The following is a 13,815-nucleotide window of genomic DNA, read 5'->3' as shown; positions in this document are numbered from 1 at the left end:
GGCCGGCGCATTTTTTAAGAACACACTGAGTATTTACCGCGTGATCAATCCTTCTGATCGCGCAAAATATTGCCCGATGCGCCGTCGATGCGGAACTCGTAAACCACGCCGTCCGCCTTGCGTCCTTCACCTTTCCAGTAGCCGTCGTTGTCGGCTTCGATCTCGTAAACCTCGACGTAACCGGCCTTGGTCTTGACGATCTCAATGGCTTTTTCGATGGTGACCCAGCCAGCGCCCGGCCGATCGGCCAATGCTGCGCCAGCACTGAGCAAACCGGCCGTGGCAATCAACGCTGCGAATGTCTTCTTGATCATTTGTTTTCTCCATTTGTGGATAGTGGTCTTGGTCGTCCTGCTTTTTGGGTGCCTGAGGGAAAAATAAGTTCCACTTTGATGGGTAAATGCCATGACGGTTGTTCTCGGTCACTTCCCGACAAGGTTAGAATGGGCGAAATCAGGACGAGTCAATGACCCAAGACACTCTCTCGGAAGCCGAATACGATGCGATCACCGATGCCGCCGCGCATTGGTGCATGCGGGTGCACGCCGATGACTGCACGGACGCTGAACGTCGTGCATTCAAGCAATGGCACGACGCTCATCCCCTGCATGCATTCGAGTACGAGGCCATGCTGGAAATCTGGGAGGTGGCCGAACATTTGCCGCGCCCTGAATCCGTTCCGGTTATGCCAGCCCGTCAGGCTTCGCGCTCGTGGCGTCAACTCGCTGTAGCGGCCGGCGTCTGTGCGCTCGCCCTGCCGCTGGCGGCGTACACCGGCTGGAATCTGGGCTGGCTGCCCAACAGCTATCAGCATTTCGCCGCTACCGATACTGTCCGCCAGGTCACGCTGAGTGACGGTAGCCAACTCGAACTGAACCTGAACACTAATCTGACCTTCAGCAATTACAAGGACGAACGCCGCGTCACCCTGAAAAAAGGTGAAGCGTTCTTTACGGTCAGCCACGACATGGCCCACCCGTTTGTCGTCCGCGCAGGCGAAGGCAGGATTCGCGTCACCGGGACGCGTTTCAATGTCTGGATGTATCAGGACCAAGTGCGTGTGAACCTGATCGAAGGTTCGGTGCTGGTCGCCAGCAATCGCTCGTTGCCGGGCGATGGTTTGCGCCTCGGCCCGTCGATGCAGGCGCGCTACAAACAAGGCGATTACATGCCCCAGATCAGCCAGACCTACCCTGGTGATACCTCGCTGGCCTGGCGCAACGGCAAATTGGTACTTGATAACCTGGCACTGAGCGAAGCACTGCCTCTGATCAACCGTTATCTGAGCAATCCATTGGAGCTGGCGGATAACAGCACCGGTACGATTCGCGTGGGTGGCATCTACAACATCAAAGAGCTGAACAATCTCGCCAACAGCCTGCCCAAAGTGCTGCCGGTCTACCTGACCCGTAACAAGGAAGGTAACCCGGTGATCAACTCGATACCGCAACAACCGCCAAAAAACTGAAGGCCGCACCCCTTGCAGGATGCGGCCCTCTGGCTCAACGTAATTGACGCTCGGGTTTACTGAGTGGCGACCTTCCCCACTTTGTCCAGTGTCTGGCGCACAGTCTGCACCTGATACTGCGGGTCAGCCTGAATCTGCTGTTCGGTGAACGGCAGGACACTCCACTGTTTCTTCGAGAACGCCTCGGTCTGATCCCGCGAATACTTCGACGCCGGATCGCTCGACAGCGAGAACGCCAGTAGCCCCTGGGCGTGCGGGCCCTTTTCGTCGAAGGTCACGACTTGCAGGTAGCTGGTGCCGCTGACCACTTCGAGTTTGCCGTCTTCACGCGGCACACTCTGGATAGCGTTGTAGATGCCCAACGTGCCCGGCCCACCGTGAATTGGCGTCTGTTGCCCGCCGCTGCTGACAACCTGGATATCCCCCCAGCGGGTCTGCGGCTTGAGGCCCATTTTTGTGCTCGACTCGACCGATGCCAACATGGCCTCACGCAGTGCCTTGGCCACGGTTGGCTGCTCGACCGCCAGACCGCGCGGCGTGTGTTGCGCATCTTTGGGATCGAACGCGACACGCCAGACATCCGGCGAAGCCTGCAAGGCCTGCATGATGTTGTGGAAATGCATCAGGCCCATACCCGAATCAAGATTGGCACGGCCATCCCAAGCTTTAAGGCTGGTGCAAACCGGCTTCAGCGCTGGCGCATCGACACCGAGGTCAGAAGCACAGAACTTCAACAGATCCGGCACCACCTGAGTCGCCAGGTACACCTGATCGTCCATCACCATCTGCTGCAGATCCTTCACCGCCAGCGGGCCTTTTTTACTCAGCGTGCTTAAGCGATCCAGAGCAAACCGGGAGCGCAAGCCCAATGGTTGGCCATCCTGACTGATCAGCGGCGAGAAACCGGTCAGCGGTTGCGCCGGGTTGGCCAGCCACGCCGAGTCGTTGGAGTGCTGAACGAAGTCCTTGCGCAGCAGTTGCGGCAATTGGCTGGAAGCATAAATACCCTGCTGCGCCGCTTGCGGATCAATGTCCCATGCGCACGCGCTGTTGGAGCCATCCAGCACGATCATCTGCGTGCCGATACGCGGATCACTGCACTTGGCCAGTTTCTCGGCGTTGACGTTCGGCACCACCGACAGGTTCATGTACAGCGTCTGGCCTTTGTCATCCACGGCCAGGGTGTTGACCCACGGAATGCCCTGAATCTTGTGTACCGAATTCTGCAGTTCCTGAAGCGTGGACGCCTGATTCATCGCGTACCACTGGTTCAGCACGCGATCATTGTCGATATTGGCATCGCGCAGGCTGTAGGCGAACTGATTGTCCCAGTCGAGCTTGCCCGGCCACTGCACGATCGGGCCAAACTGCGAGCTGTAGACATCACGCGAAACCGGCACCACCTGGCCGTCGGCCTGTTTGACCTGCACGGTCACGGCCTGCTTGTTCAGCGGCAAGGATTGGCCATCGAGCATATAGCGTGTGGAATCCTTTGGATCGAGTTGCAGACGATACAAAGTGAAGTGTTTCGACGAATCGACCGTGTGCGTCCACGCCAGATGCTGATTGAAGCCGATATTGATCATCGGCAAGCCTGGCAAGGCAGCGCCCATGACGTCGAGCTTGCCGGGGATGGTCAGATGCATTTGATAGAAGCGCATGCCACCGACCCACGGGAAATGCGGGTTGGCGAGCAACATCCCGCGCCCGTTGAACGAGCGCTCGCCACCCACCGCGACAGCGTTACTGCCACGGTCCAGAGCGAAGCGCTGCTGACGCGCATCGGCCAACTGATAGGCCTGCACATCGTGTTCGATCACCGCGCTCGCCTGCGGCGGCGTAGCCCCAGCCAGCGCCTCGGCAAACTGCCCGACACCACCCTCGACCAGCAGACGGCGGGTCAGCTTCACCAGATCTTGCGGTGCAATCTCATGCACCCACTCGCCCTGACACTGTGGCGGCAAGCCTTGCTGACGACGCTCGCCCAGATAGCGGTTGTAGCCCGCAGCATAGCCTTCGACCAGATCACGCACCTGCGCAGGTTGCGCCTGCCAGAACGCCTTGACCGCTTCCGGTGTGTTGAGCCAGGTAAAGAACACATCGCTGACACGGTTTTCACGCTGCTCGACGGTGAACTGGTCCGGGCCGAAGTAGCGTGAACGCTGACCATTGACCGTCACGATCTCATTGGCCAGCAGACAGAGGTTGTCCTGCGCATAGGCATACCCGATGCCGAAACCAAGCCCTCGCTCGTCCTGCGCACGAATATGCGGCACACCAAAAGCGGTACGGCGAATATCGGCGCTGACATCCGTGGCCGGGCTGAACGCATAGGCCGAACAACTCAGCCCGAAAGCCACGCCGGCCAAGGTCAGTCCCATTAACTGTCTGGAAATTATCACGCTCGCTCCTGATCGACATGCCAAAGAGCGAACCCGGCGCTGGCACGGATCCGCTCTGGAAACACCCACGCGTCCACGCGCAATGAGCCTGTCCAAGAAACGAAGTCAGAGGAAAAAATTTAGGCTCTCCACGTAATCCCCGAAGCAGAATCAAAAGCCCCTCACCCTAGCCCTCTCCCCGGAGGGAGAAGGAACTGACCGAGGTGATTGCCAGAGTTACGCCGACGTGAAATACCGAGCCGAACTCAAATTCAGAAGCAGATCAAAAGCCCCTCACCCTAGCCCTCTCGCGGAGGGAGAAGGAACTGACCGAGGTGATTGCCAGACTTACGCCGACGTGAAATACCGAGCCGAACTCAAATTCAGAAGCAGATCAAAAGCCCCTCACCCTAGCCCTCTCCCGGAGGGAGAGGGAACTGTCCGAGGTGATTGCGAGAGTTACGCAGACTTGAAATACCGAGCTGGACTGAAATTCAGACGCAGATCAAAAGCCCCTCACCCTAGCCCTCTCGCGGAGGGAGAAGGAACTGACCGAGGTGATTGCCAGAGTTACGCCGACGTGAAATACCGAGCCGAACTCAAATTCAGAAGCAGATCAAAAGCCCCTCACCCTAGCCCTCTCCCGGAGGGAGAGGGAACTGACCGAGGTGATTGCCAGATTCATGCCGACGTGAAATACCGAGCCGAACTCAAATCCAGAAGCAGATCAAAAGCCCCTCACCCTAGTCCTCTCCCCGGAGGGAGAGGGAACTGACCGAGGTGATTGCCAGAGTTACGCCGACTTGAAATACCGAGCTGGACTGAAATTCAGACGCAGATCAAAAGCCCCTCACCCTAGCCCTCTCCCGGAGGGAGAGGGAACTGTCCGAGGTGATTGCCAGAGTTACGCCGACTTGAAATACCGAGCTGGACTGAAATTCAGACGCAGATCAAAAGCCCCTCACCCTAGCCCTCTCGCGGAGGGAGAAGGAACTGACCGAGGTGATTGCCAGAGTTACGCCGACTTGAAATACCGAGCTGGACTGAAATTCAGACGCAGATCAAAAGCCCCTCACCCTAGCCCTCTCGCGGAGGGAGAAGGAACTGACCGAGGTGATTGCCAGAGTTACGCCCACGTGAAATGCCGAGCCGAACTCAAATCCAGAAGCAGATCAAAAGCCCCTCACCCTGGCCCTCTCCCGGAGGGAGAAGGAACTGATCTGAGGTGACCAAACCCAACCACACCCCGCCCCTCACCACTCCACAGGATGAGCGTTAGCTCGGCTGCAGCTCTTGATCTTGCCGTGCTGGCCCCTTCGGCAGGCTGAGTGGAGGGATTGATCCGGGGGTGGGAGCGCAGCGACCGTTTGGCGAAGCCAAACACAGCGAGAGGAGGTGCAGCGAAGCAAACCGTAGGCGCTGCGCCCGGATCGATCCCGGAGCGAAGGAACCCCGAGCCCCAGCGAGTGGGCCGAACGCCGGGGCCCAGCCTTTTGCTTACTTTTCGGCGTCTGGAAAAGTGAGTCGCTGTAAGAGCGAAACCGCCAGCCGCAACACCCAAAAAAACGGATATACACCCAAAACCCAAAGAACCTGGTCGGCCCAAAGGCCGCCAAGGCCAACCCGCAATCACAAGGAAAAGACAAATCCCCGACAAAATTTCTACATTTTTTCTTTCATGATTTGTCGTGCTGATACGTCTTGTTCTAGAGAGCGCAAAAAAACCACCCCGATCAGACTCTGAAAAGGAGTAATCGCATGTACAACTCGCAACTACCAACGGACGGTAGCCAGGCACCCAAAGGAGTTTCCATGAGCCCTCACGCGAGCGATTTCGGGCAACGCGTCGAGCGTCACGGTAACGAACGCATCCGCTTGCTGCTGAAAAGTTTCGGGCTGCGCACCAGCCTGATTCGCCTGAAAGTCATCGACGCCTTGCTGGTCGCCGCACAAAGCGAGCGGCGCCTCGGCGTGCGCGGTGTCCACAGCCAATTGCTAGACCTGGATATTCCGCTGTCCTTCCTCAGTGTGCGTGAGGTGCTCAAGCGCCTGTGCGCCGAAGGCGTGATCACCTTCAATGAAGATAAGAGCTACAGCCTGCATCCACAGGCCGCAGCTGTCCTCAACCACGATTGAAGCGTGCAGCCATCGCCGTCAAGGCTTGACCTTGCGGCGCATCACGCCGTTGATCACCACCACGATCACCGCCACACCGATGGCGACGAACTGAAACGTCTTCTCCGAAATCATGCCGGCATTTTGCAGCCAGGACAGGCCGAGCATGATGGCCAGGACCGACACGGCGATCAGAATCGAATAAATCAAGCGTTGCTTGTGGGTCATTGCGGCTTCCTGAAACTTTGAAATGTATCCGGTTTGTATCCGTTTGCATGCCATGCACTTACCGTTCTACGGGGATGCGCCGCTGCAATCGGGGTCTCATGTTACAGCCGATGAAGAGTTTTGGCTTCATGACGGCGTAACCATGAGGAATTTTCAAAATGCTGCGTCGAATCACCTGGCTGATTCCCATTCTTGCCCTGCTGACCCTGAGTGGCTGCATCATCTTCCCCCACGGCGGCTGGCATGACGATCACCACCGTTACTACCAGGGTGGCCCTGGTTATTACCAACATCGCTAGAACAGGATTGTTCGCCCTGCCCGCTTGCCAATGAACAGACCGTGGCAGGAAATCAACAAGTCCGATTAACTTCAAACAAAGCCCGCCCCGTTGCGGGCTTTTCTGTTTTTGCCAAATGCTTCTATAAATCGCTCTAACTTGTGCGCCGCGCTAAATCAAATCACTAAATAAGTTGCAAGCATTTGAAATCTAATGTCGCAGCAAAACAATAGGCTGGACGCACATCTGCAACTAATCTCTGGCAACTTCCTTTCACTCACTAACAGGAACGTTTATGCAGAGAACTCTTATACAGATCCGGCCGCAAAAAGCGCTCGGATTTTGTTTGGTGATCAGCGCGTTTGAACTTCTGACGTATATGGCCAGCGACTTGATCATGCCTGCGATGTTAAGCGTTACCACCGAACTTGATGCCGATGTGCGGCATGTACCGAACGCTTTCAATCTTTATCTGCTTGGCGGTGTCTGCCTGCAATGGCTGATTGGGCCGCTGTCCGATCAATGGGGGCGAAGGCGGGTATTGTTGATCGGCTGCGCGTTATTTGCGGTCGCCTGCGCGGGGGCCTACAGCACCGAAAGCATTGAAGCCTTCAATCTACTGCGACTGCTGCAGGGCATGGGCCTGGGTTTTGTTGTGGCGGTCAGTTATCCGGCCCTTCAGGAAGTGTTCTGTGAAGCGGATGCGGTGCGTTTGATGGCTCTGCTCGGCAATATCGCCCTGCTTTCACCCTTGATGGGGCCGCTACTGGGCATTCTGCTGCTGCAATGGTTGTCTTGGCGCGAATTGTTTCTGGGGCTGGGTCTGGCCGCGTCGATGGTCTGGCTGGGGCTTTTTGCCTGGATGCCGGAAACCGTCGGCGTCGCCCGTCGAGACGGACACAAGCAACCGGCCGTGCGTTTCTCCTTGCGCCAGACTTGCAAGCGTTATCGCGCCCTGTTCGGCAATCGCCGATTCCTCGCCGCCAGTTTGGCGCTGGGGCTGATGAGCCTGCCGCTGATCGCCTGGATCGGCCTGGCGCCATTGCTGCTGATCGAGTTGCTCGGGCTGACGCCGCTTGAATATGGCGTCTGGCAAATCCCGATTTTCTCTGCGGTGATTGTCGGCAATCTGATCCTTGACCGGTTGCTGATCACTCACGCCTTGCCGCAACTGATCCGCTTGGCGCTCTGGCCTTTTTGCCTGGGGCTTCTGGCCCTGATCGTCTGCGCACTGGCTGGCGCCGGACTCGGTCCGGTGGTCGCCAGCCTGGCGTTGTACGCAGTCGGATTGGGTATGAGCAATGCCGCGCTGTATCGGTTGGCGCTGTTTGCCAGTGATGACAGCAAAGGTCTGGTATCGGCACTGGTCGGGATGATTTCGATTGCCGTGATGGGCCTCGGCGGCTTGCTGATTGCTGCCATCGGCGGTGGCGCAAGGCTCGAGCTTTTCGCGCTTTGCGCCGCTTTCAGCGGCTTAATGTGTCTCCCTCTGTTGCAGGGTTTGTTGCAACGCACCCCTCCCGACTCCGCCTCTGCTCAGTAAAGGAATATTGAATGCATCACTTCCCCGCCAGCGATGCGCTTTGCGCGTTGCCACACCCCTATTGCCCGGATTCCGTGCCGGTGGGCCTGTTCGATCAGGCCATGACCGAGATCAGTCGGTTTCATTGCCGGCACACCCCCGGCTACGCCCATTGGCTGAACGCCAACGGCCTCGACGAACAGGACCTGGACAGTCTTGATGACTGGGCCCGTCTGCCGCCGATTCTGGCGAACTTCTTCAAACAGCAATTGCTGCTCAGTCCGACCGGAGAGCGCGCCCTGGAACTGACATCGTCCGGCACCAGCGGCCAGAAAAGCCGTATGCGCTATGACCCGCGCAGCCTCGCGGGCGCTCAGTTCATGGTCGAGCGGATCTTCAGTCATTACGGCTGGTACTCACCAGATACGCCTTGCAATTACCTGCTGCTGAGCTACGAACCGCAAGGTGCGATCACCTTGGGAACGTCGTATACCGATCAGTTCCTGTGCCGCTTTGCTCCCGTCAACCGCGTCGCCTACGCGTTACGCAGTAACGGCGACGGCCATCAATTCGATGTGTTCGGCGTCATCACGGCCCTGCAATCGTTCGCCGCAGAAGGCCTGCCCGTGCGCATTTTCGGTTTCCCGGCGTTCCTTTGGCAGACCCTGCAACACATGCAGGCCACCGGCGTGCCTGAGCTGAAACTGCCGGCAGGTTCGCTGGCATTTTTTGGCGGTGGCTGGAAAACCCGAGCCAGCGAGGAAATCCCCAAACAGCAATTGTATGGACGCATCGCCCGGCAACTGGGCATCGAAACCTCGCGGTGCCGCGACGGTTACGGTGCAGTCGAGCACGCCGTGCCGTACATCGAATGTGACCGGCATCATTTTCATGTGCCGGTTTACGCCAAGGCGTACGTGCGCAATGCGCAGGATTTTTCCATCCAGCCCTACGGCCAGCAAGGCTTGCTGGGATTCGTCTCGCCCTACATTTCGTCCAGCCCGGCGCATGCGGTGGTGATGAGCGATCTGGCGACGCTGCACCCGGGCTCAAGTTGCGGCTGTGGCCTCGCCAGCGACTGGTTCGAACTGCATGGCCGTGCGGGTACCACCGCCGGCAGGAGTTGCGCGATGGCCGCCTCCGAATTATTGGGGAGGCACTGACATGTACCTGCTTAACGGAGAGCTTTTCGCTGAAATTGACCTCGACAACGCATTGGCGCAACTGCATCAGACCTTGCCGCACCACCTCAGCACACCGCTGGATAGCGCCGTCGTTCTGACCGCCGCAGGCAACTTTGCGCGGCATCTGCACAGCGCCGAACTGCCGCTGGATGACGAACAACGCCTGGCGCTCATTGACTTCTGTCAGCCTCACGCCCTGCAAACCAAACTTGAACGCGAACTGGGTGATCAGGCCGATTCACTGCGGCGTGTTGATTATCAGCAATCGCGCTTTGAGCGCTGGAGCCCCTTGGGCCTGGTGGTTCACATCACCCCGGCCAACGCGCCGCTGCTGGCCTGCTGCGCCATGCTCGAAAGCCTGTTGGCCGGTAACCTCAGCTGGCTACGCCCCAGCCGCAGCGACCAAGGCCTGACCGCGCGCCTGCTGCACGCATTGGTGCAATGCGACCCCAGCGGTCAACTATGCCATTACGTCGCGGTGTTACCCGTAGCCACGGAGCAGATCGGCCGCTTGTGCAAAATGGCCAATGGCGTATCGGCGTGGGGAGGCGAAACCGCGCTGCAAGCCATCCGCCAACAGTTGCCACCCGGATGCCGCTGGATCGACTGGGGGCACCGCATCAGTTTCGCCTACCTGACGCCAGACGCGGCCTCGCCGCCAGCACTGGACGCGATTGTCGATGAAGTCTGCCGACTGGACCAACAGGCTTGCTCCAGCCCGCAATGGTTGCTGGTCGACAGCGACGATCCCGCCGTTGTGCAAGGCATCGGCAGCGCACTGGCCGAGGCATTCGAGCGTCGCGTCGGGCAATGGCCGGCGCTGACTCCGACGGTTCAGGAAGCCAGCGAGATCACCAGCCATACCCTGATGGCGCGTCTGGGCCAAAGCTTTTCCGGCAGCACCGGGCAGGTCTGGAGCGCGACGGGCTGGCGGCTGATCTGGAGCCATGATCGGTTGCTTGCGCCTTCGCCGCTGTTTCGCACATTGCTGCTCAAACCACTGCCACGGGCGCGACTGACGCAAACGCTGCTGCCTTGGCGCAACGTGTTACAGAGTTGCGCGCTGGTCTGCGGTGAGGCGCAGATCAATGAACTCGCACGCACATTGATTGCAGCGGGCGTCAGCCGAATTACGCCGATCAATGCGATCCATGACGGCTACGACGGCGAGCCCCACGACGGCGTTTACGCACTGCAACGCCTGAGCCGCCGCGTGTCGGTCAGCCTCGCGCCAACGCAGTTGCCCACCCACATGAACCTCGACGAGCCACCTTGCGCACTGACACTGACAGGTCTGCCGATCACCGACAAAGCAGCGTTTATCGGGCAACCGACGACAGCGGCGGCGCAGCTGTTTTTCCGCTCCGGCGGCAGCAGCGGCACACCGGCGCTGTCGGGCTTCAGTTACCGCGATTTTCAACGGCAAATGCGCGCGACGGCCGATGGGTTGTTCGCGGCGGGCCTTGATCCGCGCCGCGACAAGGTGATGAACCTGTTCTTCAGTGGCGGCTTGTACGGCGGCTTCTTCAGTTTTGCCAAAGTCCTGGAGTTGCTGGGTGCGACGCACCTGCCCATGGGCGCGCCGGCCGACGATGATTACCGCGATATTGCGCAAGTGATCATCGAGCAGCGCGTGACCGTGCTGATCGGCATGCCCAGCACCCTGCATCGATTGTTCCTCAACGAGGGGCCGCGTCTGAGTCGTTATGGGGTGATTGAAAAGGTTTTCCTCGGCGGAGAGCACATCAGCGATCAGTGCCGCGAATTACTGCATCGCTGCGGCGTCGCCAGCATCCGTTCGGCGGTGTACGGCAGTGTCGATGCGGGGCCATTCGGGCATGCCTGCGCCGCCACCGGCGACGGCGTGTTTCATCTGATGGACGCTATCCAGCAGCTGGAAATCGTCGCACTGGAGCAGGACAAGCCGGTCATTGGCGATGAAGTCGGCCGTTTGCTGTTCACCTCCAAAGCACGTGAAGGCCAACAGGTGCAGCGCTATGAAGTCGGCGACACCGGCCGCTGGCTGCCCGGCGACTGCCCGTGCGGGCTGAGTTCGCCGCGTTTCGAATTGCTGCAACGACACGGCCGGCTGCTGCGCATCGGCAGCGATTTCATCTGTCTGAACGAACTCGCCCGGCACTTGCAGGCGCCGTTTCAGTTACACCTCGATCACGCCCCCGATGGCCTCGAGCGCCTGCTGATTCACAGCCCGGGCGAACCCGCAGACATTCTCTGCCGACTCGAGGGCTACGCGACGCTGGCGACACTCGTGCGCACCGGGCTTCTCACCGTGCAGGCGCAAACCTGTGAGCCGCAACATTTCGACAGAAACAAACACAGCGGAAAGATACCGCCAGTAATCGATTCGCGCCGTTAACAGCGATCGTCAGCCATGGCCAAAATAATTAACGAGAGCACCATGAATACAACAACAGAACTTGGCAAGTTTTTCGCTTTTGCCCGCGAACATTCAGCGTATTACGCCAGACATTTGCAAAACGTTGCGCCGCAGACAAACACCCTGGATGAACTTCCGGTAATTGATCCACAACAATACTGGGCAAGTAGCGAAAACCTGGAACAATGGCCGGTACTGACCTCAACGGTCGAACGCGCCCTGGTATTCAAGACCGGTGGAACAACCAGCGCCGGTAAACTTTCAGTATTTACCCGCGAAGAATGGCAGACACTTGTGCGGGACTTCGGCAGCCATCTCGCCGGTCAACTCAATCCCGGCGACCGGGTGGCGAACCTGTTTTTCGTCGGCGACCTGTACGCCAGTTTCATTTTTATCCACGACGCCCTGGCGCACGAACCGGCGGGTGTTACCGAATACCCGTTTACCGGCGACGTCGACCCTGCGGTGCTGGCCGACTCGATCCGCCAACACCGGATCAATGTGCTGGCGGGCGTACCCGCACAATTGCTGACATTCGCCGGCGTGCTGGAGCGTCAGGCGCGAACCCTGGGCGAAGTCGAGACAATCCTTTACGGCGGAGAAAGCCTGTTCACCGGACAATTGCAGGCGTTGCACCGGGTGTTTCCCAACGCGCGGATTGCCTCGATCGGTTACGCCAGTGTCGACGCCGGTTTCATCGGTGCCGCAAGCCGCGATTGCGCACTCGGCGAGCATCGGATGCTGGCCAGCCACAGCGTGCTGGAAATCGTCGATGAACACACCGGTGAAGTGATCGAAGAATGCGACCGAACCGGGCGACTGCTGATCACCAACCTCACCCGCCGACTGATGCCGCTGATCCGCTACCCCGTGGGTGATCTCGCTTGCTGGCGAGAGCCGGCTACCGCGTCGATGCGCAAGTTCGCCTTGATGGGCCGCAGCGCCAGCAGTCAGCGGGTGCGCGTGAGCAGCCTGACTCTGTTGATCGAAGACATTGCCGCAATCGTCGCACGCATCACCGCCAGCGACGACTGGCAACTGGTCATCAGCCAATCGGCCAACGTCGATATCGTATGCCTGAAATGGCTACCCGACACGCTGACGGCCGAGACCGCTGACGCCAACACGACCTTGCAGCGTGCACTGATCGAGCAATACCCGCTGATCATGCAACTCTGCGCTGAGCGCTTGATCGAGTTGCAGATTACCCATTGCACACCCGATGAACTCGCTCGCCATCCGCGTTCCGGCAAGCGCCAACGCGTCGTCGATCTGCGTGTCTACGCCACGCCCGGACCGGAGCAACGTCCATGGACAACTTGACGCTGCGCAGTTATCGCCGTTCCGACGCCAGGGCCATCAGCCATCTGTTTCGGGAAATCTATGGTGACCACTACGTGCAGCCGCACGTGTATTTGCCATTGATGATCAATCAGAACCATGGCGAGGGTCGCTGGCATTCGCTGGTGGCGGAATCCGGGAAAAAAATCCTCGGCCACGCCACGTTGTGCAGAAACGCGGGATCGCCTACGGCGGAACTGGCGTTGAGCGTGGTCCATCCGTCAACACGCGGGCAGAACATCGCGACGCAGTTGGGCATGCGGCTGTTGATCCATGCTCAGGCACTTGGTTGCCACGGCGTGACCATCAAACAGGTGACGCAGCATCTCTACACCCAACGCATGGCTGACCGACTCGGTTTTTGCAGCACCGGGTTGTTGCTTGACTACGTACCCTCACCGTTTGGCGAGCCACTGCCGGAGTCCATCGTCATCGGCTACACCCCTGTGGAAGGCTATCGCCGCCCGCTCCCGGCATTGTCCTGGCCGCAAAGCTGTCACGATTTCATGGCCCACTTGTGCGGCGTATACGGAACACAAGACAAAGAAGCGCGTTGGGTGGGAGAGCCGATGCAGGTTGAACAATGCTCAGGACGTTATGACGTGGTGCTGAAAAAACTCGACGCCGGCTTGCTTCAACAGCTACGACGACTGCCCGAACACTGGATGATCTCGATCAGGCTAAGGCTGGCAACAGGCTTCGCCAATGCCGTGGATAGCCTGTCGGCAATGGGCTTCGTCTTCACCGGGATTGCCCCGAATGAACGGGGCGCTGGATGGTTGGCTTTGTTTCATCGAGGCTATCGCGCGCGATCGCTGGAGCTGCGCTGCCCACACCTGCAACGACTGCATGATCAGGCTCAACAACGCGTCGCAGCACGCTGAAGCGAGGCGTTGCCGG

Annotated in this window: 11 protein-coding genes; 8 read left to right on the top strand and 3 right to left on the bottom strand. The window is 59.0% G+C overall.

What is annotated here, in order from left to right:
• Nucleotides 1-44: 44 nt before the first annotated feature.
• The gene (locus LOY43_RS13470) at nt 45-314 is read right to left on the bottom strand and encodes a PepSY domain-containing protein (protein ID WP_093432877.1); all 270 of its coding nucleotides are present in this window, start codon (nt 312-314) and stop codon (nt 45-47) included.
• 152 nt (nt 315-466) lie between these two features.
• Between LOY43_RS13470 and LOY43_RS13465 the strand changes: the two genes are divergently transcribed.
• Entirely contained in the window at nt 467-1,468 is a 1,002-nt protein-coding gene (locus tag LOY43_RS13465; protein WP_258709835.1) for a FecR family protein, read from the top strand.
• A gap of 56 nt (nt 1,469-1,524) precedes the next feature.
• Here the strand turns inward: LOY43_RS13465 and LOY43_RS13460 are convergent, their stop codons facing one another.
• Nucleotides 1,525-3,870, bottom strand: coding sequence for an acylase (locus LOY43_RS13460; protein WP_258709834.1), 2,346 nt, complete (start codon nt 3,868-3,870; stop codon nt 1,525-1,527).
• Between the two features lie 1,737 nt (nt 3,871-5,607).
• On the opposite strand from LOY43_RS13460, the gene LOY43_RS13455 reads away from it, so the two are divergent.
• Nucleotides 5,608-5,985 carry a fe2+ zn2+ uptake regulation protein gene (locus LOY43_RS13455; protein WP_095050747.1) on the top strand — a complete coding sequence of 126 codons (378 nt, stop codon included), beginning with the start codon at nt 5,608-5,610 and terminating at the stop codon, nt 5,983-5,985.
• An 18-nt stretch (nt 5,986-6,003) separates the two neighbouring features.
• On the opposite strand, the gene LOY43_RS13450 is transcribed toward LOY43_RS13455, so the two are convergent.
• Nucleotides 6,004-6,192, bottom strand: coding sequence for a hypothetical protein (locus tag LOY43_RS13450; RefSeq protein ID WP_038363103.1), 189 nt, complete (start codon nt 6,190-6,192; stop codon nt 6,004-6,006).
• Nucleotides 6,193-6,350: 158 nt separating this feature from the next.
• On the opposite strand from LOY43_RS13450, the gene LOY43_RS13445 reads away from it, so the two are divergent.
• From LOY43_RS13445 to LOY43_RS13420, 6 genes are all read left to right on the top strand, one after another.
• Nucleotides 6,351-6,491, top strand: coding sequence for a hypothetical protein (locus LOY43_RS13445; protein WP_176471331.1), 141 nt, complete (start codon nt 6,351-6,353; stop codon nt 6,489-6,491).
• Nucleotides 6,492-6,765: 274 nt separating this feature from the next.
• The gene (locus tag LOY43_RS13440; protein WP_095050746.1) at nt 6,766-8,013 is read left to right on the top strand and encodes an MdfA family multidrug efflux MFS transporter; all 1,248 of its coding nucleotides are present in this window, start codon (nt 6,766-6,768) and stop codon (nt 8,011-8,013) included.
• An 11-nt stretch (nt 8,014-8,024) separates the two neighbouring features.
• Entirely contained in the window at nt 8,025-9,155 is a 1,131-nt protein-coding gene (locus LOY43_RS13435; RefSeq protein WP_095050745.1) for an acyl-protein synthase, read from the top strand.
• A gap of 1 nt (nt 9,156) precedes the next feature.
• Nucleotides 9,157-11,553 carry an aldehyde dehydrogenase family protein gene (locus LOY43_RS13430; RefSeq protein WP_258709833.1) on the top strand — a complete coding sequence of 799 codons (2,397 nt, stop codon included), beginning with the start codon at nt 9,157-9,159 and terminating at the stop codon, nt 11,551-11,553.
• Between the two features lie 42 nt (nt 11,554-11,595).
• Nucleotides 11,596-12,897, top strand: coding sequence for a phenylacetate--CoA ligase family protein (locus LOY43_RS13425; protein ID WP_258709832.1), 1,302 nt, complete (start codon nt 11,596-11,598; stop codon nt 12,895-12,897).
• The gene (locus LOY43_RS13420; RefSeq protein WP_220556119.1) at nt 12,885-13,799 is read left to right on the top strand and encodes a GNAT family N-acetyltransferase; all 915 of its coding nucleotides are present in this window, start codon (nt 12,885-12,887) and stop codon (nt 13,797-13,799) included. Before LOY43_RS13425 ends, LOY43_RS13420 begins: the two co-directional genes overlap by 13 nt.
• The last annotated feature ends 16 nt before the right edge of the window (nt 13,800-13,815 follow it).

The sequence above is a fragment of the Pseudomonas sp. B21-041 genome, assembly GCF_024748675.1.
Taxonomy (GTDB): Bacteria; Pseudomonadota; Gammaproteobacteria; order Pseudomonadales; family Pseudomonadaceae; genus Aquipseudomonas; species Aquipseudomonas neuropathica.
The sequence above is the reverse complement of the archived record's forward strand: the minus strand, read 5'-3'. Positions and strand labels throughout refer to the sequence as shown.

Bases quoted from the DNA above. Each gene is read 5' to 3' on its own strand.
- LOY43_RS13470 (WP_093432877.1), bottom strand. From the start codon at position 314: ATGATCAAGAAGACATTCGCAGCGTTGATTGCCACGGCCGGTTTGCTC.
- LOY43_RS13465 (WP_258709835.1), top strand. From the start codon at position 467: ATGACCCAAGACACTCTCTCGGAAGCCGAATACGATGCGATCACCGAT.
- LOY43_RS13455 (WP_095050747.1), top strand. From the start codon at position 5,608: ATGTACAACTCGCAACTACCAACGGACGGTAGCCAGGCACCCAAAGGA.
- LOY43_RS13450 (WP_038363103.1), bottom strand. From the start codon at position 6,192: ATGACCCACAAGCAACGCTTGATTTATTCGATTCTGATCGCCGTGTCG.
- LOY43_RS13445 (WP_176471331.1), top strand. From the start codon at position 6,351: ATGCTGCGTCGAATCACCTGGCTGATTCCCATTCTTGCCCTGCTGACC.
- LOY43_RS13440 (WP_095050746.1), top strand. From the start codon at position 6,766: ATGCAGAGAACTCTTATACAGATCCGGCCGCAAAAAGCGCTCGGATTT.
- LOY43_RS13435 (WP_095050745.1), top strand. From the start codon at position 8,025: ATGCATCACTTCCCCGCCAGCGATGCGCTTTGCGCGTTGCCACACCCC.
- LOY43_RS13430 (WP_258709833.1), top strand. From the start codon at position 9,157: ATGTACCTGCTTAACGGAGAGCTTTTCGCTGAAATTGACCTCGACAAC.
- LOY43_RS13425 (WP_258709832.1), top strand. From the start codon at position 11,596: ATGAATACAACAACAGAACTTGGCAAGTTTTTCGCTTTTGCCCGCGAA.
- LOY43_RS13420 (WP_220556119.1), top strand. From the start codon at position 12,885: ATGGACAACTTGACGCTGCGCAGTTATCGCCGTTCCGACGCCAGGGCC.